General features: G+C 48.4%; 27 protein-coding genes. 12 read left to right on the top strand and 15 right to left on the bottom strand.

The genetic code is table 11. The annotated features are described in order from the left end of the window. Nucleotides 1–31: 31 nt before the first annotated feature. Complete coding sequence (locus H6F68_RS22590) at nucleotides 32–985, bottom strand: DNA polymerase III subunit delta' (protein WP_190562487.1); 954 nt, start codon at nucleotides 983–985, stop codon at nucleotides 32–34. Beyond that, nucleotides 958–1,638: a dTMP kinase gene (tmk, locus tag H6F68_RS22585; RefSeq protein ID WP_190562485.1), complete on the bottom strand. Its 681-nt coding sequence runs from the start codon at nucleotides 1,636–1,638 to the stop codon at nucleotides 958–960. Before tmk ends, H6F68_RS22590 begins: the two co-directional genes overlap by 28 nt. Nucleotides 1,639–2,069: 431 nt before the next feature. Here tmk and H6F68_RS22580 point away from each other — a divergent pair, with 431 nt between their 5' ends. After that, complete coding sequence (locus tag H6F68_RS22580; protein ID WP_190437942.1) at nucleotides 2,070–2,417, top strand: hypothetical protein; 348 nt, start codon at nucleotides 2,070–2,072, stop codon at nucleotides 2,415–2,417. Nucleotides 2,418–2,495: 78 nt separating this feature from the next. On the opposite strand, the gene H6F68_RS22575 is transcribed toward H6F68_RS22580, so the two are convergent. The 5 genes from H6F68_RS22575 to H6F68_RS22555 all read right to left on the bottom strand — a co-directional run bounded on the left by H6F68_RS22575 (nucleotide 2,496) and on the right by H6F68_RS22555 (nucleotide 8,510). Then, the gene (locus H6F68_RS22575) at nucleotides 2,496–2,924 is read right to left on the bottom strand and encodes an FHA domain-containing protein (protein ID WP_190562483.1); all 429 of its coding nucleotides are present in this window, start codon (nucleotides 2,922–2,924) and stop codon (nucleotides 2,496–2,498) included. Nucleotides 2,925–3,093: 169 nt separating this feature from the next. After that, the gene (locus H6F68_RS22570; protein ID WP_190562481.1) at nucleotides 3,094–3,534 is read right to left on the bottom strand and encodes an FHA domain-containing protein; all 441 of its coding nucleotides are present in this window, start codon (nucleotides 3,532–3,534) and stop codon (nucleotides 3,094–3,096) included. A gap of 94 nt (nucleotides 3,535–3,628) precedes the next feature. After that, the gene (locus H6F68_RS22565; RefSeq protein ID WP_190437935.1) at nucleotides 3,629–4,069 is read right to left on the bottom strand and encodes an FHA domain-containing protein; all 441 of its coding nucleotides are present in this window, start codon (nucleotides 4,067–4,069) and stop codon (nucleotides 3,629–3,631) included. Between the two features lie 194 nt (nucleotides 4,070–4,263). Next, on the bottom strand, nucleotides 4,264–6,741 hold the full coding sequence (locus H6F68_RS22560) for a cation-translocating P-type ATPase (protein WP_190562479.1): 2,478 nt from the start codon (nucleotides 6,739–6,741) through the stop codon (nucleotides 4,264–4,266). A 152-nt stretch (nucleotides 6,742–6,893) separates the two neighbouring features. Beyond that, the gene (locus H6F68_RS22555) at nucleotides 6,894–8,510 is read right to left on the bottom strand and encodes a CPBP family intramembrane glutamic endopeptidase (protein WP_190562477.1); all 1,617 of its coding nucleotides are present in this window, start codon (nucleotides 8,508–8,510) and stop codon (nucleotides 6,894–6,896) included. A 389-nt stretch (nucleotides 8,511–8,899) separates the two neighbouring features. Here H6F68_RS22555 and H6F68_RS22550 point away from each other — a divergent pair, with 389 nt between their 5' ends. Next, nucleotides 8,900–10,237 (top strand): histidine phosphatase family protein, encoded by a 1,338-nt coding sequence (locus tag H6F68_RS22550; protein ID WP_399314907.1) that lies wholly within the window; start codon nucleotides 8,900–8,902, stop codon nucleotides 10,235–10,237. Between the two features lie 13 nt (nucleotides 10,238–10,250). After that, complete coding sequence (locus H6F68_RS22545) at nucleotides 10,251–11,513, top strand: dihydroorotase (protein ID WP_190562475.1); 1,263 nt, start codon at nucleotides 10,251–10,253, stop codon at nucleotides 11,511–11,513. A 4-nt stretch (nucleotides 11,514–11,517) separates the two neighbouring features. On the opposite strand, the gene lepB is transcribed toward H6F68_RS22545, so the two are convergent. Then, entirely contained in the window at nucleotides 11,518–12,120 is a 603-nt protein-coding gene (gene lepB / locus H6F68_RS22540; RefSeq protein ID WP_190437923.1) for a signal peptidase I, read from the bottom strand. 212 nt (nucleotides 12,121–12,332) lie between these two features. Here lepB and H6F68_RS29650 point away from each other — a divergent pair, with 212 nt between their 5' ends. The 5 genes from H6F68_RS29650 to H6F68_RS22525 all read left to right on the top strand — a co-directional run bounded on the left by H6F68_RS29650 (nucleotide 12,333) and on the right by H6F68_RS22525 (nucleotide 16,353). Then, nucleotides 12,333–12,578: a hypothetical protein gene (locus H6F68_RS29650; RefSeq protein ID WP_313930215.1), complete on the top strand. Its 246-nt coding sequence runs from the start codon at nucleotides 12,333–12,335 to the stop codon at nucleotides 12,576–12,578. Between the two features lie 122 nt (nucleotides 12,579–12,700). Further along, nucleotides 12,701–12,907 (top strand): hypothetical protein, encoded by a 207-nt coding sequence (locus H6F68_RS29645; protein WP_313930214.1) that lies wholly within the window; start codon nucleotides 12,701–12,703, stop codon nucleotides 12,905–12,907. Next, nucleotides 12,877–13,209: an amidohydrolase family protein gene (locus tag H6F68_RS29640; protein WP_313930213.1), complete on the top strand. Its 333-nt coding sequence runs from the start codon at nucleotides 12,877–12,879 to the stop codon at nucleotides 13,207–13,209. Before H6F68_RS29645 ends, H6F68_RS29640 begins: the two co-directional genes overlap by 31 nt. A 1,013-nt stretch (nucleotides 13,210–14,222) precedes the next feature. Further along, the gene (locus H6F68_RS22530) at nucleotides 14,223–15,305 is read left to right on the top strand and encodes a hypothetical protein (RefSeq protein WP_190562473.1); all 1,083 of its coding nucleotides are present in this window, start codon (nucleotides 14,223–14,225) and stop codon (nucleotides 15,303–15,305) included. 55 nt (nucleotides 15,306–15,360) lie between these two features. Continuing rightward, entirely contained in the window at nucleotides 15,361–16,353 is a 993-nt protein-coding gene (locus H6F68_RS22525) for a pentapeptide repeat-containing protein (RefSeq protein WP_190562471.1), read from the top strand. Between the two features lie 20 nt (nucleotides 16,354–16,373). On the opposite strand, the gene dnaB is transcribed toward H6F68_RS22525, so the two are convergent. From dnaB to gloB, 3 genes are all read right to left on the bottom strand, one after another. After that, complete coding sequence (dnaB, locus tag H6F68_RS22520; protein WP_190562469.1) at nucleotides 16,374–17,729, bottom strand: replicative DNA helicase; 1,356 nt, start codon at nucleotides 17,727–17,729, stop codon at nucleotides 16,374–16,376. A 177-nt stretch (nucleotides 17,730–17,906) separates the two neighbouring features. Beyond that, nucleotides 17,907–18,365 carry a 50S ribosomal protein L9 gene (gene rplI, locus H6F68_RS22515; RefSeq protein ID WP_190437916.1) on the bottom strand — a complete coding sequence of 153 codons (459 nt, stop codon included), beginning with the start codon at nucleotides 18,363–18,365 and terminating at the stop codon, nucleotides 17,907–17,909. 182 nt (nucleotides 18,366–18,547) lie between these two features. Beyond that, nucleotides 18,548–19,321 carry a hydroxyacylglutathione hydrolase gene (gene gloB / locus H6F68_RS22510; protein ID WP_190562467.1) on the bottom strand — a complete coding sequence of 258 codons (774 nt, stop codon included), beginning with the start codon at nucleotides 19,319–19,321 and terminating at the stop codon, nucleotides 18,548–18,550. Nucleotides 19,322–19,592: 271 nt separating this feature from the next. Here gloB and H6F68_RS22505 point away from each other — a divergent pair, with 271 nt between their 5' ends. Both H6F68_RS22505 and H6F68_RS22500 read left to right on the top strand, forming a co-directional pair. Then, nucleotides 19,593–19,799 (top strand): hypothetical protein, encoded by a 207-nt coding sequence (locus tag H6F68_RS22505; RefSeq protein WP_190555250.1) that lies wholly within the window; start codon nucleotides 19,593–19,595, stop codon nucleotides 19,797–19,799. A gap of 40 nt (nucleotides 19,800–19,839) precedes the next feature. Beyond that, nucleotides 19,840–21,021 (top strand): glycosyltransferase family 4 protein, encoded by a 1,182-nt coding sequence (locus tag H6F68_RS22500; protein ID WP_199300251.1) that lies wholly within the window; start codon nucleotides 19,840–19,842, stop codon nucleotides 21,019–21,021. A gap of 123 nt (nucleotides 21,022–21,144) precedes the next feature. On the opposite strand, the gene H6F68_RS22495 is transcribed toward H6F68_RS22500, so the two are convergent. Continuing rightward, nucleotides 21,145–21,708, bottom strand: coding sequence for an FKBP-type peptidyl-prolyl cis-trans isomerase (locus H6F68_RS22495; RefSeq protein WP_190562465.1), 564 nt, complete (start codon nucleotides 21,706–21,708; stop codon nucleotides 21,145–21,147). 119 nt (nucleotides 21,709–21,827) lie between these two features. Beyond that, nucleotides 21,828–22,151, bottom strand: coding sequence for a phasin family protein (locus H6F68_RS22490; protein WP_190437905.1), 324 nt, complete (start codon nucleotides 22,149–22,151; stop codon nucleotides 21,828–21,830). Between the two features lie 284 nt (nucleotides 22,152–22,435). On the opposite strand from H6F68_RS22490, the gene H6F68_RS22485 reads away from it, so the two are divergent. Then, entirely contained in the window at nucleotides 22,436–22,744 is a 309-nt protein-coding gene (locus tag H6F68_RS22485) for a TIGR03792 family protein (RefSeq protein WP_190437902.1), read from the top strand. Between the two features lie 82 nt (nucleotides 22,745–22,826). After that, nucleotides 22,827–23,192 (top strand): zinc ribbon domain-containing protein, encoded by a 366-nt coding sequence (locus H6F68_RS22480; protein WP_190562463.1) that lies wholly within the window; start codon nucleotides 22,827–22,829, stop codon nucleotides 23,190–23,192. A 63-nt stretch (nucleotides 23,193–23,255) separates the two neighbouring features. Here H6F68_RS22480 and nblS read toward each other — a convergent pair whose 3' ends face one another. After that, complete coding sequence (nblS, locus tag H6F68_RS22475) at nucleotides 23,256–25,211, bottom strand: two-component system sensor histidine kinase NblS (protein WP_399314899.1); 1,956 nt, start codon at nucleotides 25,209–25,211, stop codon at nucleotides 23,256–23,258. Between the two features lie 218 nt (nucleotides 25,212–25,429). After that, complete coding sequence (gene purD, locus H6F68_RS22470) at nucleotides 25,430–26,722, bottom strand: phosphoribosylamine--glycine ligase (protein ID WP_190562461.1); 1,293 nt, start codon at nucleotides 26,720–26,722, stop codon at nucleotides 25,430–25,432. Nucleotides 26,723–26,849: the final 127 nt, after the last annotated feature.

Here is a 26,849-nt window from a genome sequence, read left to right as displayed (position 1 = left end):
TTTTCAGACAAACTTTTACATCGACTCAATCTTACGCTTGAGCGATCGCCATCAGGGTTACTTCCCAAACTAAGCGAGGTTGGGCATAGCTCAGCAGGGATTGGCGAGCCTTCTCTAAATGTTGCAACAGTTGGGGTTGCCGCCGCGATCGCCAAAGCGCATGTTGCAAATAGTCTATCAACCAGAGTTGCGCCTCTGTATCTAAGGCTTTATCCAAACGCCGGGCCAACTCTAAAGCTTCACGCGCTGCGCGCAGGGGTTGAGTCAGGGTGGCTAGCAGGTCTGGAGGAATCGCTTGCAACTGCTGCCAACTGGCGATCGCTTCTCCAGGACTTCCTTGGGCAATCTCCAATAATTCTGGATGCTGCAAAATCTCGGCATAGCCCGCCTGTTCTAATACTTGCCCTAGTGCTTCCGGGCTCAGCCGATAAAATGGAATCCGCTGGCAACGAGAAACCAACGTCGGCAATAGTACTTCGGCTCCCGGCGCAATCAAAATCAGCGTCGCTGGCCCTGGCTCTTCTAGCGTTTTCAGCAAGCCATTTGCCGCTGCTTCTGCCATCGTTTCTGCCTGCTCAATCACCACAACCGAGCGAGCTGATTCCATCGGTGGACGCCCCAAAAATTGAGCCAGCTGACGCACTTGATCAAGGCGAATTTGAGGAGGGGCTTTGCGTTTCAGCCCTGCTGCGGCTGCTTCCGCTGCTGACAACAATTTTCCCTGATGCAGGTAAGTTGGCTGCACCCAGAGTAAATCAGGATGATTCCCTTGTTCTAGCCGATTTTGCAAGCCCTGTTTTTTAGCGGGGAGTACATCTAGCGCTAACAACGACTCCAGAAAACACCGAGCCGCTAAGCTGCGCCCCACACCCGAAGGGCCTGCAAACAAGTAAGCAGGAGCGACTCGCTGCTGGAGCACCGCTTGATACAGCAATTCTATAGCCTGCGATTGTCCAATTAGGGGTGCAAAAGCGGTTGATACCATTGCGTTAAGCGCTGACTGAGAACCTGTTGAATCTGGTGGGCGACTCCCTGTTCACTCTGACTAGCATCAATGCGAACAATCCGCTCTGGGTACTGCTGATGTAAAGCCTGAAAGCCCTGCTGCACTCGCTGATGAAAGGCTAAATCAGCTTGCTCCATCCGGTCGGCGTTACCTCGCTGTCGCATCCGAGCCAAACCCACGGCGGCATCCACATCTAACCATAAAGTCAAATCACTTTCCAGTCCACCCGTTGCAGCTTGATTGAGTTGATCAATTAAAGCTAAATCTAACTCTCGCCCGTACCCTTGATACGCGATCGTGGAGTCGGTATAGCGATCGCATAAGATCACGGCTCCTCGAGCTAGCTGCGGCTTTAAATAACCATCTACATGCTGAGCGCGATCGGCGGCATACAGCAGCAACTCGGCCCGATTTTGGATTGCTTCTTGACCTTGATAGCCCAGCAATAACTGCCGCAACTCTAATCCCAGCTCTGTCCCTCCTGGCTCCCGGGTTACCAGTATGGGTGGAGCTAAATCTTCTTTGAGTGACTGAAAACATTGATTCTCCAGCAGCCATGCTTGCGATCGCAGCATTTGAGTGGTTTTCCCACTGCCTTCAACTCCTTCAAAAACAATCAATCGACCTTGCATAAGCTGCTATTGAACGACTCCTGCTCCGCACCCAGATTCCGCTCGAAGTGTTACTAGCAGGACCACTCCACGAATTGATTCATTGACCCTTGCCCCGATGCACTCTAACAGAAATTGGGGACCGACAGCGCACGCAAGATCATTCCATCAGAAAAAATTGATTTGATGTTGCTTCGCCTAACCTCGACTTTCTGAATTAGAACCATTCTGTCCGGATCGGAGGCTGGTATGCTAGAAGCTGGTAAAGGCCAAACCAATTCACATTTGGGCTCACTACAAAGCTTCTCGCTTTTACGCAGCCTGAAATCTGAATAGCCCGATTGGCCTTTATGCTTGAGTCTTGTTATAGCTACTAACCTAAGTATGACTTAGCCATGCTTAGCGAACGTTATGATAAGAAGGTCTTAAAACTGCCACGCCTGGGGTTGCCTATGGCTCGCTATACTTGTCTGTTTACCGTTGAAGTTCCTGTTAACAATCTCCAGCATCTGCTGATTGAGATTCTGGAATCCTGCAATCTCGACATCATTTATGACACTGGAGATTACATGATGGCTCGTGAAGTCCCTGGTCATGTTTCCTTCTCTAAATTAGTGACGGTAGAAGTTCTAATTGATAAGTCGGTCGCTGCCGAGCGAGAAATTCGCCTGAATTTTGTAATCAAGAACGAAGAACTACCCTTGCACCTCGACAATCACTGCCACCAAATGTATGAGCTTGTCAGCCGAGCTGTAGCGGAAAATCGGCATTGGCAATTAATTGAAGCCGTTGCTGGGTAGCTTTTCTTAGAGCGGCTAGCCCCAAATCAAACGCTCTGATTAGTCCATTACAACGTCCATTGCGGCTTAGACTCGGCTTCAAGTCAGCTCTTCTGGATCACCGATCATGCCAGGACTAATCAGTGTAATGTCAAACTCATCGGGAGGCACAGTTGACATCCCGTCTTGCTTCAGTAAGTAATAAACGGCTTTAACTTGTGGCCCAAATACAATCTCATCTTCATTTCGCAAATCATGAGCTTGTAGCTTACGACCATTAATTAAGAGGCCATTGGCGCTCGGTTTACCTTTAAGGTTGCCATCAACTACTCGATAATAATAAGTGCCATCTTCATGGGGTAGCTGTACCAAAGTGGCATGACGACGAGAGACAAACTGCGAAATTAAGCGAATGTCACACTTAGCATCTCGACCAATTGAATAAATGGGATTATTAAGAACAAATTCTCGGCGGCCTTTGTCGTCATCAATAATTAATAAATGATTTTGGGGCGGTTCTGGTGCCATTGCCAAGTAAGTGGTGCCGTGAACAAGTGAATAAGTCAGGATTGTGCCTGTATCCTAGCCTATTTTCCCTAATTATCGACCTAATTGAGTCGTAATAGGTCTTTAAGCATGCTGCAACTATAACGAGTCACCGCTGCCAATTTCTTGGGACTACGGCAGCGATCGCCTCTCAATCTTCAGGAGCAACACCCACCATTTTGGGATCAATTAAAGTGATATCAAATTCAGGGATGTCCCAAGTATCGGGGTCAAAACTGTTAATGGTGCCGTCTTCTAGGATGAAGTAGATTACACGGACGCAAGGGCCAAAAACAACCACATCTTCGTTTTTTAGGTCATGGCCTTGAAGCTTATGGCCGTTGATCAGCAATCCATTCACACTAGGCTTACCGTCAAGATCACCATCTACGATTCGATAGTAACAGCTTCCATCCTCATGGGATTTTTGAATCAAGTTCGCATGATGACGGCCTACAAATAAGGAAGAGAGACGGATATCACACCCGACATCTCGACCAATTGAATAAAGAGATTTACCAAGAACAAACTTGCGCCGACCTTTGCCGTCTTCAATGATTAATAAGTGATTTTGGATCGGTTCTGGTGCCATCGCCAAGTTGTGGGTGCAGTGGACGAATTTATTTCAGTTATAACTGGCAAATGACGCCAGGTCCATTCAAAGTGGCAGGGTTTGGAGTTAGCCGTCAATCTTCAGAAGCAACGCCTACCATCCTAGGATCAATCAGCGTCACGTCGAATTCCGGGATCTCTAGATCGTCAGGATCTAAGTTGGCTAGTGCATCTTCTTCCAAAACAAAGTAAATGATCCGAACCGAAGGCCCAAAAACCACTACGTCTTTGTTTTGCAGATCATGTCCCTGTAACTTATGGCCATTGACCAACAACCCATTCACACTAGGCTTGCCTTTGAGACTGCCATCCTGAATCCGATAGAAGTAGCTACCATTTTCCTTGGGCAGCTTTACTAAGGTGGCGTGCCGTCGAGATACAAATAGTGAAGCAAGACAGATGTCACATTTAACATCTCTGCCAATCGTGTATACCGAGCCATCAAGGGTGAAGTGTCTTTGCCCCTTGTCGTCTTCAATAATCAAAAGATGATTTTGCTTAGGTTCGGAAGCCATAACGCTGAATTTCAAATAACTAGAAAAAACTTATAATGCAGAGCCTGACGAAAGTTTGAGAGGTTTGTGCCTAAAAATTACTCATAGTAGCCATGTCTTAATTAGTTTACCCATTTGAATCAATAGATAGAGGTTGATGGCTCTTAAACAAACATTTCAGGTTTTTAACAATCGCTTGTAATATCAGAATTCAATTAAGCTTTGACACCCGTTTCATCCTTGAGAGGAGACTGGGTATAACGAAGTAAAAGCGAATTTGTTACCACACTGACAGAACTAAAAGCCATCATTGCTCCCGCCGCCGCTGGGCTCAGAACAAACCCTGTTGCCACTAGGAAAGTACCCGCAGCGAGAGGAATCCCTAGGATGTTGTAAGCAAAAGCCCAGAACAAGTTCTGACGAATTTTTTTAAAGGTGGCGCGACTCAGGCGAATTGATCTTACAACGTCCATTAGGCGATCGCGCATCAGCACAATTTCGGCGGTCTCGACAGCCACATCTGTACCGGAATACAAAGAAATACCGATATCAGCTTGGGCCAGTGCCGGAGCATCGTTGATGCCATCGCCTACCATTGCAACTTGATGGCCGAGTTTTTGTAATTGAGCGATCGCGGCAGCTTTTTCCGCAGGCTGAATTCCAGACTGTACGTTTTCCGCAGCAATGCCCACAGATTTGGCAATCAGAGCCGCAACCTCGGGGCGATCGCCACTTAAGAGGTGAACCCGCAAGCCCATTTGTTGTAACTGTTTGACAGTGGCATGGGCATCAGGCCGCAGAGGATCAACAGCAGCAATTAAGCCAACTAGTGTGCCTGCGATCGCAACATAGACCACAGTTTTGCCAGCTTGCGCTAATACTTCTGCTTGAGCCTGAGCAACGTCACTCACCACAATCCCTTGGTGTCTCAGCCAGTCGGCATTACCCAACACCACTAAGCGATCGCTGACTAAAGCCGAAACTCCCCGTCCTGGCTCCGTGTAGAAATCTTTAGCGGGTAAAAGATCTAACTTCTGAGTTTGGGCTTGTTGCAAGATTGCGGCAGCTAAGGGATGACGGGCTCCACTTTCCACAGTGGCAGCGAACTGTAATAAATCTTGAGGAGAGAGCGGTTCAAGATTGGCGTTAGCAGTAACTAGAGGTAAGCAATCAGTAACAGTCGGCTGACCCGCAGTCAGAGTCCCAGTTTTATCAAATACGATGGTGTCGAGGTGATGGACTTGCTCCAGAACATCTCCGCCCCGAATTAACAGACCCTGCTCAGCGCCCAAACTAGAACCCACCAAGATTGCTGTAGGAGTCGCCAAACCTAAAGCACAGGGACAGGCAACGACCAACACGGCGATCGCTAATTTGAGGCTTAACAACAATGGTGAGGTCTGCGTCGGCAAGTCTGCTAAGTGGCTCTGCTGCATCAGATGAGCATGAGTCGTGAGGGACGCGATCGCGATGTGGTGGCTTAGCACTTCGGGCCAAACGTGAGTGCCAATCCCGTACCAAAAGACAAAGGTGACAGCCGCGATCGCCATGACTGTATAGGTAAAATACCCAGCCACAGTGTCAGCTAAATGCTGGATCGGGGCTTTGCGAGTTTGAGCCGTTTCTACCAGAGCAATGATTTGCGCCAGCGTCGTGTCCTTGCCTGTGCGCGTGGCTTGGATGGCGATCGCCCCTGATTGATTCAGGGTGCCTGCTGCGACCAGCTCCCCAGGCTGTTTGAGCACGGGTAAAGCTTCTCCGGTCAGCATCGATTCATCGACTGTGGTTTGTCCAGCCACCAACTTGCCGTCTACAGGCATTTTTTCTCCCGGTAGCACTTGCAGCCACTCCCCTACCCGCACTCGCTCCGCCGGAATATCTACACAGGTCTGTGAGGCGATCGCAGTTTGATTGCCCGGATCAATGGTGGGTTGGGGGATCAGGCGAGCAACGCGCGGTTGAAGCGCGATCAAAGCCTCAAAAGCGGCAACGGCTCGGCCTCTAGCTCGCTGCTCTAGCGTACGGCCTAACAAGATAAACCCCACTAACATCACGGGTTCATCAAAGAAACACTCCCAGCCCAAGCTGGGAAAGAACAGAGCAATACAACTAGCGGTGTAAGCAGTGAAGGTGCCCAAACCAACGAGCGTATTCATGTTGGGGGCGTTGCGTCGTAGCCCTCGCCAGCCTTCGACCAAAATGAACCGCCCTGGCCCTACCAGTGCTATTGTTGCCAGTCCCCAATGAAACCAAATATTGCTGAGGATGGGAAGGGTTAACCAGCCCCATTGTCCAACGTGGCCTAACGCAGACAGCAGTAGGAGTAAACCTGCGATCGCAGTTCGGCGGGTTTGTTGTTGAATTTCGAGTTGATGTCGTTCTCTAAAGCTTGTCGAGGTAGAACCAACCCCAGGAGTAGCATCATTCTCGGCGGCTACAAATCTCGGTTGTGTCGGGAAGCCTGCCTCGGTCACTGCTTGAGCCAAAATAGCAGGATCAGCAATGCCTGCTGCACACTCAACTGTTGCGACTTCAGTTACTAAGTTGACTGAGGCAGAAATCACTCCAGGGTGTTGGCTGAGTTGCTGTTCTACCGTTCGGACGCAGCCTGCACACTTCATCCCCGCAACTTCTAAAGTTACAATTTCTGAGGAGTTTGGAGTTGCAACAATTTGGTCTGGAGTCAGTTGCATAAGCTTTTCGATCTACCGCCATCACGGGATACCTAAATGGGTATCTCTTCTTTGAGGGTAGGCGAAGACTCCAAAAATTGCCGTAAAGCCGCTAAGTTTTTTGCTCTCAAGCCCAAATTTGGAATTTTAATTGCTCAGCCGCATGCTTCAGCCTAAGTTGAGCCACTGCCCAGAATAAAGAGACTCAGCAAAGTGCCGCTATTCCAGAGGCTGTGCATCAGCATGGGAGCAAGGAGATTGCGCGATCGCGTGTAGACAAACCCCAGCACCATCCCCAAAACCATCAGCGGTAATATTTCTGACAGGCTCAGGTGAGCCAGGGCAAATAGAAAAGCACTGATAGTAATCGCTCCCCAGACAGGCACGTAGCGGGTCAAGGATGGCAGCAGGAAGCCCCGGAACATCACTTCTTCAAACAAAGGAGCGGCGACCGAGGCGGTCAGGAAAAAGATGATCAAGGCCACATTATCTCGGCCCTCTAACACAATCGGCAAAATGGGATTGCTACCTCCCTGTCCTTGCCAAAACTGTTGGTTGATCAAGGACACCAAAATTACTAGAGGTAGAGCCATGAAATAACCGCCCAATCCCCACCAAAACCAGTTGCCTCCGCCATTGATGCGAAACCAGTCTTCGTAGTCTTCATCAGGCAAGGGTAAGAATGGCTTCAAAGAGCTGTAGAGAACCAGGAGTCCGACAGTTACCAGCAAGGCATACACAGCCAGAATATAAATGGCTTGCGTCCGACTATCAAAGCTAGCAGGGTTGATACCTAAAAGTTGCAGCCCCAAGGGCAAGGCAATTTGACCGACAAAAAATTGCCCTACGAAAAAGAGGACTAAAACTTGCCAAATAGTTTCGCCATTCCAAAGAGTGGGCCAACTCAAGGCTCCATTTTGCACTAACAAGGCTTGCTTACCTTTTACGAGCCATTGCACAACTAAATAGACCAAAATGCCAATGCCAATCAAAAAGCCAAACACTGGAATTCCAGCAATGAGTAACAACTTCAAAGCGGCTTGCTGAGCCAGGTCTTGTTCAGTAGTTTGCAGTTCACTGAGACTCGTTTGGCGTTGTTGCAATTTGTACAATCGCGTCAGAGCTTGGTAGCGAAACCAGCCATCTAATTCTTGTTTGATTTGCAGTTCAGCATCGGGTAGAAGGCTAGAAGGAGTACTCCACAAACCCACTAAAGCCGTTGCTGTCTTACCCAGACTGCTGAATTGGCTACTAGGTTGAGTCCTGTCAATCAACTGATTCCAAGTTGCCAAAGCCGCATCGGTTTGTTCTTGTTGGGCCTGTAAAACCCCTAACCGCAAGTCCAGCTCATGAATGAGGCGAGTCATTTGAGTGATAGGTTCTTGGCTTTGTTGGGCTTGAGTTTTGGGAGCGGGTGTTTCTGTGGCTGGAGCAACTTTAGGCTGCGTTTCTGGCTTCAAGGTGCGGGCTAATGGGCGGCCTTCTAATGTAGGCTGCGATCGCGTTTCCAATTTGGCTAAAGTGCCTGCCACCGATTGGCGAGCTTCTTGGTACTGTTTCAAAGCGGCTTTGACGGGTTCATCGCCAATCAATTTATCTCGTGCGCCTTTGAGATCTACATCGCTATTGGCATCGCCTTGCCACTCGGAAGCGTGCAGCAACAGATTGGTTTGATAGAGTTCTAAACGGCTCTGAACTTGAGGCTGGCTCCAGCTTTGGGCTAAAGATAAGCCAATAAAAGCGATCGCAATAATCGTCAGAACCCCTAAAATCAATTGCTTCAGTTTCATTCCCTTCCCCAGCAGCAAGTGCAGTGATTTCACCCCCAATTTGGAGTGATGAGCCCGTTCAGCTTGATCTAAATGCTTGATCTGAATGTAAGTGCAATGTTAATCAGCCTCAAAGGCATTATCTCATTGCTAGTCCTGCTCCGCGGCCTATCAGCAGTTAGAGCCAGCAGCTTCTCAGGAGAGATAGGCGATCGCGGCTAGTACAAACAGCAGCGTAGACCGTATCTTTCGTGATCCAGCGCGTCTCCTCGACGGGGTAAAATTCTTCTGATCTCTTTTGTATGGGTCTTTAATAAAGACTCTGCATGTTGGCGATCGTTCGCTCTATTTCTGACACCCCTGCCCTGATTTGATTGGAGGATAAAGCCCTGAGTACTCGTGTCATTCTTGTGCGCCACGGCGAGAGTAGCTATAACGTTGAGCGCCGTGTTCAGGGTCATTGTGACCAATCAACCTTAACTGAAGCAGGTCGTGCTGCGGCTCAAAAAGTTGGGGCAGCTTTGAGTGGCCTCACCTTCGATGCAGTGTATAGCAGTCCGCTGAAACGAGCGAAAGAAACAGCTCAGCTAGCGCTTTCCTGCTTTCTGACGGCTACTCATTATCCTCCCGAAATCCAGCTAACCGACAACCTCAAGGAAATTAATCTGGTGCTCTGGGAAGGCATATTGTTTGATGAGGTCGAAGCTAAATTCCCCGAGGATATCCAGTTGTGGCGAGACCAACCGCATAAACTACGGATGGAAATCCCTGGACCGAACGGCACAGTTGATTTCTTTCCAGTCCCAGCGCTTTACGAACAAGCTCGACAGTTTTGGCAAGAAGTTTTACCTCGGCATGGGGACCAAACAATTCTGGTTGTCGCTCATAGCGGCATTAATCGAGCTTTGATCAGCACTGCCATTGGTCTAGATTGCGATCGCTACCAATCTTTGCAGCAATCTAACTGCGGCATCACTGTGTTGAACTTTGCTGGTGGCTTAGACGCGCCTGTGCAGGTAGAGTCTTTGAACTTGACCGCCCACTTTGGTGAACCGTTGCCCAAGCGTCGCTCTGATCAAAAGGGGCCCCGCCTCTTACTGGTGCGGCACGGAGAAACGGAATGGAATCGACAGAAGCGCTTCCAAGGTCAAATTGATGTCCCACTCAATGACAATGGGCGCGAACAAGCTCGACAAGCAGCTGAGTTTTTGCGCTCCATTAGCATTGATGCGGCAGTGAGTAGCTCAATGCAGCGGCCCAAAGAAACAGCAGAAATTATTCTGCAATACCACCCCAACATTGATTTAAAGCTCGACGGTACCTTGCAAGAAATCAGTCATGGTTTGTGGGAAGGCAAGCTAGAGTCAGAGATTGAGGCAGAGTTTCCTGGTGAGTTGCAACGCTGGCAAGCCACCCCCGAAGCCGTGCAAATGCCTGAGGGTGAGAACTTGCAACAGGTATGGGATCGGGCGATCGCAGCTTGGAACGCCATTGTCGAAACAGCGGCTGCATCTCCCACCCCCCAGACCGTATTGGTGGTGGCTCATGATGCCATCAACAAGGCCATTTTGTGTCATGTAGCGGGCTTAGGGCCAGAAAACTTCTGGAACTTCAAGCAAGGGAATGGTGCGGTGAGTGTGATTGACTACCCCAAAGGCCCAGCAGGGCAACCTGTCTTGCAAGCGATGAATATTACGTCTCACCTAGCAGGTGGAGTTTTAGACAAAACGGCAGCAGGAGCTTTGTAAGTACGAAGGCATCATGACTAATGAACTGCTCCAACAAGTCCGGGTCTTAGATCCTGCGGCGATGACCGATCGCGTGGCCGATGTCTTGATTGTCGATGGCAACATTGAGGCGATCGCAGACTCTATCCCTGAGTGGCCCGCCAATACTCAGGTCCGAGATAGCCGAGGCATGATCTTAGGGCCAGGGTTAGTCGATTTATACAGCCACTCTGGCGAGCCCGGATTTGAGGACAGGGAAACCCTACGTTCTTTGCAGCAGGCAGCGATCGCGGGTGGCTTTACGCGCCTAAATATCCTGCCTGACACAACTCCCGCCCTAGATAATCCCGCTGGACTCGCCTGGTTGCAAGACAAACGACAATTTCAGCTTCCAGTCCAAGTTCGGGCGTGGGGCGCTTTGACGCTAGGAGTGCAAGGACAACAAATGACCGAGCTAGCCGAGCTAGCAGCAGGCGTTGTGGGTTTTGCCGATGGCCGAGCTTTATCTAGTTATGGACTTCTGCGGCGACTCTTGGAATATCTCCAGCCATTGCAAAAACCTGTAGCCCTATGGCCTTGTGACCCCAAGCTCGCAGGGAATGGGGTGATGCGAGAGGGACCAGAATCAATTCGCTTTGGCTTGCCTGGAAGTCCTGCGATCGCCGAAACCACTGCGATCGCGGCTCTCCTCGAACTCGTTGCAGCGATCGGCACCCCTGTGCATATCATGCGAGTCTCGACGGCCCGTAGCGTCGAATTGATTCAAGCGGCTAAGGAACGGGGTCTGCCCATTACGGCTAGCACCACCTGGATGCATTTGTTGCTCAATAGTCAGGCGATTCAAACCTACGACCCCAACTTACGGCTGGAGCCTCCATTAGGCAATCCAGCGGATCAAGCCGCTCTAATTGATGGGGTGAAGCAAGGCGTGTTAGATGCGATCGCGATCGATCACACTCCTTACGCCTACGAAGAAAAAACAGTGGCTTTTGCCGAAGCTCCTCCAGGCGCGATCGGCTTAGAGTTAGCACTGCCACTACTATGGCAACGCTTTGGCGCTAGTGGTGAATGGACAGCGCTAGAGCTTTGGCGCGTACTCAGCAGCAATCCAACCAAATGTTTGCAACAGCCTGTCGCTACAGTCGCACCTGGCCAATCTGCTGAACTGGCTTTGTTTGATCCCGGTCAGTCTTGGGTGGTGAACGGGCAGTCTCTTAAGTCTTTATCTATCAACACACCTTGGTTGGGTCAAGAGCTGCTTGGTCAGATTGTGCAAACCTGGTGTCCTAGTTCTTAAAGAATTACTGAGCAGACTTAAGTTCATAAGCTGGCTCTTGGCCTAACTCTCCAACTCGGTTAGGAGGCCAGAAACGCACTACAGCTCGACCAATGATGCGATCGCGAGGGACAAACCCCCAGTAGTGGCTGTCATAGCTGTTATTGCGGTTATCGCCCAGCACTAAATAAGAGTCAGAAGCTACCTGCACTGGTCCCCACTGATAGCTAGGTTTCTCGTCAATGTACTCTTCTCGCAACGGTTGGTCATTGATATAGACTCGCCCTCCCTTAACTTCTACCTTCTCACCCGGTAGACCAATCACCCGTTTGATGAATGCATCCTTAAAGCCTTGGTCTTTTAAGGTTTGAGTTGGAGAGAACACGACAATATCCCCTCGCTCTAAGCTATGGAAGTGGTAGCTTAATTTATCTACAATCAAGCGATCGTTGATTTGTAGCGTTGGCAGCATTGACCCGGAGGGGATATAGCGCGCTTCAGCGACGAAAGTGCGAATTCCCAAAGCTAAAATGACACTCAGCCCAATTGTTTTGAGTCCCTCTAACCAAGGATTTTCAACTTGTGGTTGGGTATTTTCGTCAGACGCTTGATTCTGCACACGAGTCATAGGTGTTTACTTACCAAGGAAAAGAGCGGTATCAATTCAGAGTTATAAGCGTTACTCAGACTACCAGCCTATCAATTCAATCCAACAAATGGGTTTGATACTGCCATGTAACGATGGGGAGCTTGTAAAACTCTGACATAAAAATCGATATTTAGACACGCATCAATTTACGTTATCTTAGCCAGTTGCTTATCTCACAAACGGTTAGCGCCATGCATTCTGCCTCTCATTTACTCATTCGTCAGGCCCAAGTGCTCCTACCCAGCGGTGAACTCATGGTAGGAGATGTACAAATCGAGGGAGGAACTATTGTTCAGGTGGCACCCGACCTCTCCGATACGATTAATAGCGCAGTCAGCCAGGAAATAATAGACGCTCAAGGACTCACTTTGTTGCCAGGAGTGATTGACCCGCAGGTTCACTTCCGCGAACCAGGTTTGGAACACAAGGAAGATTGATTTACCGCCAGTTGTGCCTGTGCCCAGGGAGGCATTACTTCTTTCCTAGAAATGCCCAACCCCCGCCCACTAACTAAGCCGCGCTAGACGATAAACTGCGCCGAGCGGCAGAAAAGTGTTTGGTGAATTACGGCTTTTTTATCGGAGCAACGGGTGACAACCTCACAGATTTACTAGAGGCGCAACCAGCTTGTGGCATCAAGATTTTCATGGGGTCGATGCATGGCCCTTTGTTGGTAGATCAAGAGTCAGCCCTAGAGTCCATCTTTGCTACAGGCGATCGCCTCATGACAATGAGGTGTTATGGCAAGCCTTACTCGATGACGTAATTGACTTTATTGCCACTGACCACGCCCCACACACCTTAGAAGAAAAAGCCCAAACCTACCCCAACACACCTTCAGGCATGCCAGGTGTTGAAACCTCACTGCCTCTGATGTTGACTCAAGCTAAAGCGGGACGCTGTACCGTGGCCCAAGTAGCTCATTGGATGTCCACAGCCGTTGCCAAGGCTTATGGCATTCCGAAAAAAGGCGCGATCGCTCCAGGTTACGATGCTGACCTCGTACTTGTTGACCTCGAAAACTACGCTCCAGTACGGCGTGAAACGCTTCAAACCAAGTGTCGCTAGAGTCCCTTTGAAGGTTGGGAGTTAACAGGCTGGCCTGTAACGACTATTGTGGGAGGCCAAGTGGTTTATGACCACGGGAAGCTGAACACAGAAGTCCGGGGTCAAGCATTGACCTTCAGCGAAACTTAAGAGATTCACTAACAGTCTAATCCAGACAGGGAGCCACAAATTCAGTAGTTGCGGTTTGCACAACCCTGGAAACTTTAAAGAGATGGTGTAGTCAAACTGCAACTGCTAAAGCTGGAGTTAATTCCAGATAAACTCCTATTGGTGACGTACCAAGTTCATCTAAGTAACTGGGCATGCTTAAGGTAAAGAATTCCGTTAAAGTTCTCCCTTGAGCTGTCTCGGCTCGCTTAGGTGCATTTTTCCAAACAGAAATCATGGCAAATACAGAGCTGCTACATTCGATCGCCCATGACCTAGAACAGCATCCAAACTCAATTCGGATTAAAAAGCTAATTTTTTATATTTGCAAAAATGTTTGGGAAAACAATTTAGATATTATCAACTCTCATTCTCTAAAAAATCTCATTCAAGAATTAGTTAGCCTTCATCCGACTTCCAGCGCGCTCAATTCTCATCTAAACAGGGTCGCTCAAGGTTTGAGCAAACCAGCAGAGTACAGTTTAATTGCCAATCTTATTTTCCAAAAAATCAAAAGTCTTTATTCTGAGATTTCATTAGAGTCAAATATTACCTCAAAGCAGCAAGAGGCACTTAGAGTCGCTGATAGGCTTGCTCAAGACAAAAACTCAATTAGAATCAAAAAAATCCTCACTTATATTTGCAAAAATATTTGGGAGAATAACTTAGATCAGCTCCAGCAATATCACTGGCAAGAGTTAATCGAAGAGTCTTTGGAGCTAGCACCAACTCTAGAGAGTCTAGAGTTAATACTTAACAGTATTGTAAGAACCCTTAATCGCCAAACCAAATATTCTCTAGTTGCGAGTAGTATTATTAATTGTTTCAGTACTTTATATCCTGAGAAGTCAGCTTCAACTCAGTTAATGAGTGACAACGGCGATACACAAATAGTTATTCACACTGAGCAGACAAATTTAGTGGTTGAGCCTCAACCAACTCAAAAAGCTTATTCGACAGAGTTAACTTGTTACACACAAGTTTCCTCCCATCTAGAAGCTCAACCGGAGAAGATTCGGATCAAAAAGCTAATTCTTTGCGTCTGTAGGAATTATTGGGAGAATGATCCAAGCAAGCTACAAGCAATACCCCTAGAAGTTTTAATTGGCGAGCTACATGCGATCGCTGCCACCATCACTGATCTAAAACTACTTTTAAGCAATGTTGTTAATACCTTAAACCGGAAAGCAGACTACTTTTTAATTGCTGATACAATCACTCAGACTCTTGAAGCCCTCTACTGCCAATCCATTAATTCAGCCCCAGTAGCTCTGCCTTCAAATAATCAAGCTGAAGCTAGTTTCACTCAACCGATAGATCAACATTCAGCTTCTCAGCTAGCGCGATCGCCAGGAACAGAAGCAGAGCTAGCTCAAAGTGCGTATGATCCCTTTGAACTAAGGCTTGAAATCATGAAATATACCAATCCTCTTCGAGCCAAAATTTTGCTCTTTTCAGTACTTCAGCATAAGTTCTCTTTTAGCGCTTCTGATTGGTCAGCTCTCAAAGCTTGTGAATTTGATTATTTACTACAACAACTATTTGAACAATGTGAAACCCTGTCCACCCTTGAATCTCGGCTAGAGATCATTGCCAGCTGCTTAGAAGATCCTTATGAGTACAATCAGGCAGCGGGAGCCATCATTCAGTGCGTTAAACCCTTTTATTCACTCATACAACGCCAGCCGAAACTAAGTTCAGCTGCGTCTATATCATCACCAATTTACTCAGAGCATTTCTCCCCTGAGCAAACCAGAATTAAGTTCAATTTTGAAGAAACCCTCCTAACTTCTGGCCATGTTGATACCGGTGTGGAGACCGAGCAGACTTGTCAGTTTCTTTCCACAGCAAAACCCGCTTTTAAGAATGAAGCGCGATCGCCAGATGACTTAGATCAAACCTGCGAACTATCGTCTATATTAACTCCCAAAATATCAGCCCAAAGCTGAAATAAAATTGCTAATTAGGATGAGGCTTTGGCATAAATAATTACAAGTAACTTCTATGAACGCAGATGAATTAATTGGGCGATATGCTGCTGGTGAGCTTGACTTTAACGCCTTGAGTTTGAGCGGCATTAACTTAAACGGAGCTGATTTAATTGGAATCAACCTCTCTAAAAGTGATTTGCAGAGTGCATCATTCATTTTTGCGTACCTCAGTCGAGCTAATTTGAGTCAAGCCAACTTAATAGGTACAAAACTGAGTGGGACTAACCTCAACCAAGCAGATCTACACCGAGCTAACCTTCATGATACTGATCTGCATGGTGCTAGCTTGCAAGCTGCGGATCTACGCAGTGCTGACATTACTTTGGCTAATTTACTCGATGCCAATTTAATCGACGCGGATCTACGCAATGCCAACTTAAGCGGTGCGAATCTCACAGGTGCCTGTTTACGAGGAGCTAATTTTCGCCAAGAGAACCGTCAATATGTTGCTAATCTGAGAGGCGCAAACTTAGCTAAAACCGATCTGAGAGGTGTTAATTTAACAGGTGCCGACCTAGCAAGAGTGAACCTGCGCGGCGCAAACTTGAGCGAGGCTATGTTAAGAGGTGTTGATCTGAGTGAAGCAGATCTCACAGGTGCCATTCTCAGTGGCGCTTTTCTCACAGAGGCTCAACTCAGCGGTGCCATTCTAGTCGGAGCAAACTTGGTCAACGCCAAACTGGAGCGAGCTACATTATGCGACGTTGATCTAACAGGCGCAAATCTACACAACGCCATCTTGCCTGATACCAAGCTGAGCAAGGCTAAATTAGAGCAAGCTAATCTCAGTGCTGCGAAGTTGAGTCGAGCCGACTTAAGCCGTACAAACCTTCGCCATGCTAACTTGACTGATGCTAACTTGATTGATGCCTATTTAGCGAGAGCCGATTTGAGTTACGCCAATCTGACAGATGCCAACTTGATCCGGGCCGAGCTCAGTAGCACCAATTTAATGAATGCCAACCTCAAGGGAGCCAAAATGCCTGACGGCAAAGTCAATAGCTAACTTAACTAGAATAGTTGTCCTTACGGGCGGTTAGGGGAAGCCAAGTTACGAAAACAGGTGAACTGCGGCTCAAATAGCAGTTTTACCGTTCCCACCGGACCATTACGATGCTTGGTAATAATCACCTCAGCAATTCCGCGATCGGGCGTATCTGGGTTATAGTACTCATCCCGGTAAATCATCATAATCAAATCCGCGTCTTGCTCAATCGACCCCGACTCCCTCAGGTCGGACATCATGGGTCGCTTGTTAGTTCGAGATTCCACCCCTCGGCTTAACTGCGACAGAGCAATTACTGGAACACCGAGTTCCCGTGCTAAACCCTTTAAGCCACGAGTGACCTTCGACAACTCTTGAACTCGGTTGTCTGAGCCGCTACCCTCCATTAACTGCAAGTAATCGATCAAGATAAGTCCCAAGGGTTTTCCGTTCTCTGCCTGCAAGCGACGGGCCTTGGAGCGCATCTCGGTCACACTGATGTCCGGCGTATCGTCGATGTAAACATTTAGTTGTGACAACGTGCTGATGGCGTGCCCCAAAGGTTCCCATTCAGTCTGGCTGATCCGCCCAGAGCGTAAACGCCCGCTCTCAATGCGAGACTCACTGGAAAGTAAGCGGTAAACCAACTGCTCCTTGGACATCTCCAAACTAAAAACTGCTACAGGTAGCTTGTGAAACGCGGAAATGTTTCGAGCAATATTTAAGACGAAGCTGGTTTTCCCCATTGACGGACGACCCGCCACAATTACCAAATCCGATCGCTGGAAACCTTGGGTCATGGCATCCAGGTCATAAAAGCCACAGGCGATCCCTGGCATCACCATGCCTAAAGAGCGGCTTTCAATGTCGGAGAAAGTGTCTGTGAGAATATCGGAAGTGGGGACTAGACCTTGTTGCGGGCGGTCTTGAGTAATGCTGAAAACTTTTTGCTCGGATTGATCGAGGATCTTGACTAGTTCGCTATTAGTTTCATAACCGAGTTGCGCGATCTCTGTGCCAACTTGAATCAACTTGCGGCGCAAGAACTTATCCATGACCAGGGAGGCATACTGATCAATGTTGACGGCGCTGATCGTGCGATCTACTAGTTGAGCAAGTCGGCTTTGCCCGCCTACTTTTTCTAGCAGGCTGTGATCTTGCAGCCAACTTGTGAGGCTCATGAGGTCGGTCGGCTTACCTTGGCTATGGAGCGTGACCGCTGTTCGATAGATTTCTTGATGCGCACTAATGTAAAACGCCTCAGGCCGCAGAATATCAATCACTCGATTGATAGCTTCTGGGTCGAGCAAGATACCACCTAAGATGGCTTCTTCCGCATCAATGTTTTGCGGGGGCAGGCGATCGCTCAGCGGTTGGAAACTTAAGTCGTGAACCATAACAGGGACAACTGTAAAAAGGTTTGGATCAAATGAGACGGATGAGTAGCTGACTCACCCGTCCTACACTGAAGAACAAAACTGGTCAGTTGCAGCCTCTATGGGGCCTCACACACTAGCCTGTTATGTATATCAGAATTCTACCGACGCCAAGCGGCAAGAATTAGCTAACCAGAATTAGCTAGCAACGACTTCAATCTCTACTACAGCGCTCACATCAGGATGCAGTTTGATTTCTGCTCTGTAAGTTCCAACTTTATTAATGTCGGGTAGAGAAATTTCGCGGCGATCGACATCTTCACCTGTCGCTGCCTGAATTGCTTCTACGACTTCACGAGCTGTAACCGTACCGAAGATGGCATCGCCTTCACCCACCTGCTTCTGAATGGTGAGACGAGTTGCCTTCTCTAGAACTGCTTTTTGCGTTTCAGCTTGCTGCTTTTGTTCCAGCAATAGCACACGCTCTTTCTCTTTACGACGCTCTACTTGCTTAAGAATGCCAGGGTTGGTCTTAACAGCAAAGCCTTGAGGAATCAAGTAATTGCGGGCGTAGCCGGGAGCGACTTCTACCAGATCACCTGTTCTCCCTAGCTTGCTAACATCCCGATTTAAAACTAACTGAACACGTTTCGCCATGATCTTTCCTGTGATTAACTGTGCGTACCTTGGGAGGTGTTGTCGCTGTCGTCAGAACACTTTATCGTATCGAAATGTGAGGAGCGATCGCAAGTTTAGCGACCATCTAATTTCTGTCAACTCCTAGCATCCCCTCACATTTCGTTTTGCCCAGTCACCTTTAGTACAGGTGCCACTATTCTCTAAAACTGCTCCTTAAGTTGCCGTAAACGCGCAAAAGTTTCCACTTGCTCAGCCATCTTGACGGCTTGTTGAATACGGGGCACATCCCAGCGCAGGAAAGGATTTGTGCGTTTTTCCAAACCCAAATTTGAGGGTACAGTCGCTTCCGAACGCTGACGCATTGCTTCGACCTCAGCTAAGCGGGTTTGCAAATCTAAGTTAGCGCTCTCCACGCTTAAGGCAAACTGTAAATTCTTTAGAGTATATTCATGGGCGCACCAAACCCTGGTGTTGTCTGGCAAAGCTCGCAACTTGCTTAAAGATTGCACCATTTGCGCCGGAGTCCCCTCAAACAAGCGACCACAACCGCCTGCAAAAAGTGTATCCCCACAAAATAGCTCTCCTGCGTCCTCGGGGTTGGTAGGTGGAAAGTAATAGGCGATGTGGGCGCGGGTATGCCCTGGCACAAACAACACTTCTGCTTCTTGGTCTCCAAATGGAACACGATCGCCTTCTTGCAGAAACTTGTGTTGTCCTGGAATGCGTCCGCGATCGCCCTCCCCTCCATACACGGTCGAGGTGGGAAATTTGCGTAGCAGTTCTGCATTTCCACCCACATGATCCCCATGATGGTGAGTATTAAAAATCGCTACTAATTCTGCACCAAGCTGAGCCAAGCACTTTAAAACTGGCTGCGACTCTGCTGGGTCTATCACTGCTGCTATCCCCTGGGCAGGAGCATGCAGGACAAAAATATAATTATCGGAGAGGGCTGGGAGTCGATAAACTTGCATCCGTCCATTTTTTCATTGGTTTCCCAGAATTGAAAGACACTTTAGGCTTAAGTGTCCCTCAAGCGACTCAAGGAATTTGACTACTTAACGATGGGCAGCGATGGGCGGCAATTAACTCACACCTTGATGAGAGAGATTTACACAAATTCACTAAGTCTTCATTGTGTGCTCATTGCAGCTTTGCCAAACCGCTGAGATAAAGCTATGACAATAGTTTTATGAGGACTGCCTCAGCCAAACGTTATTAGACGTATCAGGACAAGTCATACTCATGGTGTGGACAGCGCAAAGTAAATCAAGCCTAAGCATAAAAACAATTACAGAGCAAATTATTCAAGCTGGACAGCTAAGCCGCCGAGAGCATTTGCAATTAACTTCTGTAATTCTTTCCGACTCTAAGCTTTCTTCTGAAGACCGACGGCAGATTAACTTAATTTTTGATTATCTGCAAACGGGTCGCCTCAAACTAGCCGACTAAATCTTCTGGTAGCATCACTGTATTCCATCCTTCTACACTCTTGAGCCCCCAACCCGCTAAAAATCGCCAGAAAATTTCTGTCATTACACCCGACCTATCAGGGGGTGGAGTGACAAGGGCTTATTTGTTGAGCCAAGTTCTACAAAAACTTGATTATGACGTAGAAGTTGTTGGGTTTCTCTTTGGTCCATCCATCTACCCCAATCCACCCATTGGCCTCCCAGTTCATGCATTTCCTGGCTGTAATTATCCAAGGCTACTGAGTCCAGCCAAGCAACTGCTTGATCAGGTGAATGGGGATATTATTTACGCCGTCAAGCCCAGGCCCACCAGCTTTGGTATGGCTTTATTGAAGCAATTATTTTCTAAGCGTCCAGTTGTCTTAGATATTGATGACTGGGAGCTAAGCTGGTACGGCGGCGACAAATGGGCTTACCGTCCTACGGTGAAACAGCTGGCGAGGGATGTGTTGAAGCCGGAAGGGGCATTAAGACAGCCAGAACACCCCTTGTATTTGAAATGGAGCGAGAATCTGGTCAGTCGGGCGAATGCCATTACTGTAGACACTCAGTTTCTCCAAAATCGGTTTGGCGGCATCTACCTACCCAATGGGAAAGACACGGCTTTATTTAATCCTGAAAAATTTGACCCTGAGACGAGCCGGGAGCGCTACGGTCTGTCAGGATACCGAGTGTTGATGTTTCCTGGAACACCCCGTCCTCACAAAGGTTTGGAGGATGTTCTCCTGGCCTTAGAGAAGTTGAACGAGCCAGATCTAAGACTCGTGATGGTGGGTGGCCGTAGACCAGACGACTACGATCGCCAACTGGTTGAGCGCTGGGGACAATGGATTATTCAATTGCCGAGATACCCAGTTGAGCAAATGCCTGAAATTGTTGCGGCGGCTCATGTGGTGGTGGTGCCACAGCGGGATACACCAACGGCAAAGGCGCAATTCCCGCTCAAGCTAACCGACGGTATGGCAATGGCAAAGCCAATTTTGTCTACCAAGGTTGGTGATATTCCGACTATTTTGGCTGGAGTTGGATACCTAGTCGAGCCTAATTCTCCAGAACAAATTGCTGAGCAACTTCGAGCCATCTTTCAGGACTGGGAGGCAGCTTGCCAATTAGGTTTGAAGGCGCGGCAAAAGTGCGTAGAACACTACAGCACCGATGCAATGGCCTCTACTCTAGAGGAATTGCTTGGGCAGATGAAGTGATGAAACCAATAGTTTCTCGAAACCTAAAACCTAAACCCCAACCCCTCCCCTAGGCTCGACAGGCTTTTCAGCTTGGGAGAGATTTGGGAAGAGGTCAGCTCAAATGAAAAAACTTGCCAAGAATTAGCTGATTTTCAGCAGCTCAACATCAAAAATCAAGGTGGCGTTAGGTGGAATCACACCGCCAGCACCACGGGCACCATAACCCAACTCGGCAGGAATCACGAGCTTGCGACGGCCACCAACCTTCATAGTGCCTACGCCTTCATCCCAACCCTTGATGACTTGACCAACTCCAATCTTGAAGCGGAAGGGTTGACCGCGATCGCGAGAGCTATCAAATTTTGTGCCGTCTTCTAAAGTGCCTGTGTAGTGCACTACGACAGTTTGTCCAGTCTGAGGAGTTGCTCCAGTTCCTGCTTCTATTTCGGTGTACTGCAACCCTGAAGGAGTTGTGACGACATCATTACTATCCATTACCACCTCAGTATTTTCGGACTTCTCTGCGTTGTTAGATAGGGGATTCTGCGCAATTAAGCTGTTGCTCACTGTTTGTGATACTGCTGGTTGGGGTTGAGTGTTTTGCAACTCCCCAGCGATCGCGGAACTGCGACCACTAATCTGCGTGACGACTAGCAGTACACAGCAAGCTAGCATCAGTCCCAAGCTAATTAAAATCTCTCGCAAAATTCAATTCCTCCTAGCATCGAAAATACAACTAACTTTGCAGCCAGCATCCAGTGCTGTTTCAGGTTAGCGTATGCTTTTCAGTTTAAGCTCTGAGTTGAATACTGCGATCGCCCACTTTAGCGCCACGACTTATTTTCTAAATCCCGCACTTGCCGCTCCAAGCGATCAAGCCGCCCCCGTAGCTCATCCATTTCAGATTGCTTAGGCACACCCAGATCCTGCAAAACGTTACGAAGCTGTCGCTGCATCTGAGCGTCTAAATTGCCCTGCTCCGACTTGAGATGAGTCATCAAGTCATCTGCAAACCTCTTTGCTTGCTCAGGATTGAGTTGTCCTGTTCTCACCCATTCATCGCTGACCTCCCTTAGTTTTTCTGCTACTAGAGAGGTTGTACCTACTCCAATCATCAGTAGCTGCTTAATGAAATTATTGTTGTCCATGCGATTTCTCAGAGTTGTGCGATTGCAAAGTCGTAAATGTAGGCTTTTGTGTAATTAATGAAGTTTTAGTGTTATTCTTCAAACCTGACTGAACCCAGCCTACAGCTTTATTCTGTCAAATCTAAAGCGTTCCTAACCTGCTTTGGCCAACAAAAAACTACTTGCCGTCTTTAGGTGTAGGTTGTGGGACTTGAGTTTGCTAGACTCACTCGTTACTTTGTGGCCATCAACGACGACTTAGATGGATTAAATTACTCTACAGGAAACATTAGACTGGCTTGTTTATGGTGATCGAGTGGCTCAAAATCAAGGTTGCTCCTGAAATGCGAGAGCAGTACATCCAAAAAGATGCCGAAATTTGGACTGCGTTTCTCTCTGAGTATCCTGGGTTTTTAGGCAAGGAAGTTTGGATCAATCCGGATAACTCTACCGAAGTTATTTTGGTGATCCGCTGGGCTAGTAGAGAGGCTTGGAAATCTGTGCCTAGCGATCGCTTAGCAGCCATAGAGCAGCAATTCGCCCAACAACTAGCTGGCAGCTACCCCATCATTGAAGCGGGGGAGTATCAGGTGCGGAAATTTCCGCAGTCATAAGAGACGATCTCCTTCGAATTCCCTCAAGGCGCTGTAGCGCTTAGGCTAGCATACGAAGAAGACCCGAACCTTCTCTGCTCCAATGCCTGAATGCCCTCGCTGTCATCAAACTGTTACTTCACAAGCTATCACCTGTCCTCAATGCCACCTGGCGTTGAAAGCTCACGGACATCCTGGGATTCCGTTATATCGAGCTGATGAAGCTACTTATTTATGTGACACTTGCACTTATCACGACGATGACACTTGCAATTTTCCTCAACGACCTTACGCGAAAGAGTGCACACTCTATCAAGATCGCGCCCAAAGCTATGCCACTCTCAGCTCAAGTAAAAGCTACACCAATCAAACCTCTGGCCTCAGTCAGCTCAAAACTTGGATCAAGCGCAATGCTGGTTGGTTAGCACTCGTTGGTTTAGTGGTGGCTAGCTTACTCCTGTCTTTGTAGGTGATTCAAGATTGAATTCACGTTTCTACGGACAGCACGCTTATCGTAGCCCTAGGAAGGAGTTTAAGGTAGAGTCGCAGGTACAGATGCCACATTCGCATCAGTTGTGTGGTCCACCGCCGGTAAACTTCCAAGTAACGAGGCTGCTTCTTGAAAGACAGCCAAGTCAAACCAGAAGGTCGTTCCCACACCGACTTCACTCACCAGATGTACGGCGCTGTAGTGTTTTTCAATAATATTTCGCACAATCGACAGACCTAAACCTGTCCCTTCCAGAGTGTGAACTCGGTTTTCAACTCGGAAGAAACGGTCGAAAATTGCCTCTTGATCTTCTTGATCAATGCCAATTCCCGTATCAGATATTTCAATCCGAACAGTCCGAGGTTGGTTTTGTAAGGCAACTGATTTCAACCGGAACTGCGACTGAAGCACATAAGCTCGAATCGCGACTTTGCCACCAGATTCAGTAAACTTCAGTGCATTACCGACTAGATTGGCAAACACTTGCAGCAGTAAATCGTAGTTACCCACAACTGCTGGTAGGTCTGGTTCAATTTCGTGGCTGAGTTCGATGCCTTTGTCTCTGGCATTGAGCTGATAAGTTCGTAGGGTCTGCTCAATGGGTTGACTGACATCTACGGCCTCGAAGTGATAGCGTTTACAAGATTCTAGACGCGATAAATCCAACACATCGTTGACCAAACGAGTCAAGCGATCGGTTTCTCGATTGGCAGTTTCTAAGAACTCGCACCGCTCTTCTTCGGTGAGTTCTTCCCCGTACTCATGCAAGGTTTCAATAAACGATTTGATGTTGAATAGGGGGGTTCTCAATTCGTGAGAAACGTTGCTGATGAACTGGCTCTTAGCTTCATTCAGCTCCACTTCACGGGTAATGTCTTGAACCGTGATCGCTACCCCTTTGACAGTCTCACGATATTGATCAAAGACAGTCGTAAGCAAAATCCGAACGGTACGGCTAGTTGGCTCTAGTAGGGTAATGCGGAATTCTGCTCCTTCGCGATCGCCTGCCGTCAACTGATACAGAGGCCGATTTAACTCGACTTGCACCGAAGCTGGTAAATGGTGCAGCACATTAGCCCCAATCAAGTTTTTGCCGTCCCAGCCGAAAATGCGCCGAGCTGTAGGGTTCACTAAGACGACATGCATACTGGAATCGAGCAGAACCGCACCATCGGCAATGGTTGAAACTAGGGTTTCCAGTTTCGCTTTTTCGGCTGTCAGTTCCTCGATATTCTGTTCTTCATAGCGCTCTAAGCGCTCTGCCATGTCGTTGAAGCTGAGAATTAATTCACCCAGCTCCCCGCCTAGAGGCAAATCTATCCGCTGCCTAAAGTTGCCAGCTGCAATATTTTTGACACCTACTAGCAATTCTTTAATGGGTTTTGTAATGGTGAGGGCATTAAACACCGCTCCCAAAATCACCATGACCCAAATCGAGACAAAGACCGCGATCGTCACGTCACGAGTCAGATTGGAAGAAACCACTACAGTCGGGTTGGGGTTAATGCCGATCGCTAGAACTCCCAGATATTTGCCTTCATGCAACAACGGCACAAAGACATCGGTCACTTCCCCGTCAGGGGTGAGGTGTTGCCGCACCATGGGGAGTTCCGAATGTTCAGCATAGTTATCGGGTAACTGAATGCGTCGCCGAATGGTCAGCGAGTTCTGCACTTCCGATTCAGAAAAGGGAATGCCAAAAAAGATGTTGCCATCCTCGTCGGCATAGAGCATGTAGCGAATGCTAGAAGTGCTGCTGTAGAAGCGATGAGTAAAGCGAGCCAGCTCTGTCCGGTTATCGTCTGCAATTAGAGGCGCAACGTTGGCTGCCAGTAATAGCCCTAAATCCCGACCAAAGCGAGTATCATTCAACCGGGCATCTTGCTGAATGGTATTCACTGCCCAGAAGGTGAGGCCACTCATAATTAGTGACACCACCAAGGTAGCAGCCGCCATCAGTTTGGTCTGGAGCGTGAACTCAGACCACCAGCGAGCCAAGACTTCTCTAATTGTTTTACAAAGCGCTAGCAAGGTTAATCTACGCAACGAGGACAGTAGCACTCCTTAAGGCTTCCCAGAACTTCCTGTCTTCACAGCTACAGTTCTAATAGAAGCGCTCAAGTACCTATATTTTATACATGTTCCTTGAGGAGATCTGTTTCTCAAGGTAGCTCTGCCCTCTAGCCAGATTTCTCAGACTGAAATTGGGGAAATTATCAGCTCAGTGAAGAGCTAGCTGTGCGGACCCGATGCCCGATATCGCGACGGTAGTAAGCTCCTTCAAATTGAATTCGCTCTACCGCTTCGTAGGCATTCGCGATCGCTTGATCAAAGGTGTCCCCAATCGCCGTCACACCCAAGACCCGACCCCCATCACTCAAGATTTTTTGGTGCTTGAGTTGGGTACCTGCATGGAAGACCACCGCTCCGATGCTTTCGGCATCATCCATTCCAGTAATCACTTGGCCTTTCTGATAGGTACCCGGATAACCCCCCGCCGCCATCACGACACAGGCCGAAGCACCGGATTTCCAAGCGATCGGAGGCATCTCTCGCAGGCGTTGCTGAGCACAAGCCATCAGCAGATCTTCTAGGGGAGTTTCTAACAGTGGCAGAATCGTTTGAGTTTCTGGATCACCAAAGCGGCAATTAAATTCCACCACCTTAGTTTCGCCCTCAGGGGTAATCATCAGCCCTGCATACAGCACACCTCGGTAGTCAATGCCGCGTTGCCGTAGGGTGGCGATCGCAGGATCCAAAACTTCTTGCTGAACTCGGCGCATCAATTCTGGGGTCATAATTGGCGCTGGGGCGTAGGCTCCCATGCCTCCAGTATTCGCTCCAGTGTCACCATCGCCAATGCGCTTGTGGTCTTGCGCCGGGAGCAGGGGCCGAATCGTCAAGCCATCGGTTAAGGCCAACACAGAGACTTCTTGCCCTGTCATAAATTCTTCAATCACGACGCGATGACCCGCCGCGCCAAACTGACCATCAAAGGCTGCGGCGATCGCGGCTTGAGCCTCCTCGACAGTCATGGCTACCGTGACTCCTTTCCCTGCTGCCAAACCATCTGCCTTGACCACAATCGGGGCACCTTGAGCCGCCACATAGGCCTGGGCAGGTTCTGCTTCCGTAAATACAGCCGCCTGCGCGGTTGGAATGCCTGCCTCGGCCATCAAATCTTTGGCCCAAGCTTTACTCGATTCAATTTGGGCTCCTGCCTGAGTCGGCCCAAATACCTTGATATTTTGTTGTCGTAGATAATCTGTAATTCCTAAAGATAAGGGCAGCTCAGGACCCACTACCACCAGAGAAATATTATGAACTAGCGCAAAGCGAGCCATCCCCGCAAAGTCCTCTACTTGCAAGGGCAGATTTTGACAACGATTTAAGGTCGCAGTACCACCATTTCCGGGAACACAAACAATCTGCTTCACACGGTCAGATTGCAAGAGTTTCCAGGCTAAGGCATGCTCACGCCCCCCATTGCCAACAATCAAAATCTTCACGCTATCCTCACTCGTCACGCTCGTATGTGTGCAACCAAAATTTTCAGTGTTTAAGTCAAGCACCCGTCCTAGAGCGCTGACAACTACCTTTACGGATGGTAACTATATCTGCATTCGTGGATTATCT

This window comes from Trichocoleus sp. FACHB-262, from assembly GCF_014696035.1.
Lineage (GTDB): Bacteria > Cyanobacteriota > Cyanobacteriia > FACHB-46 > FACHB-46 > Trichocoleus.
This window is presented reverse-complemented; position numbering and strand designations above follow the sequence as displayed.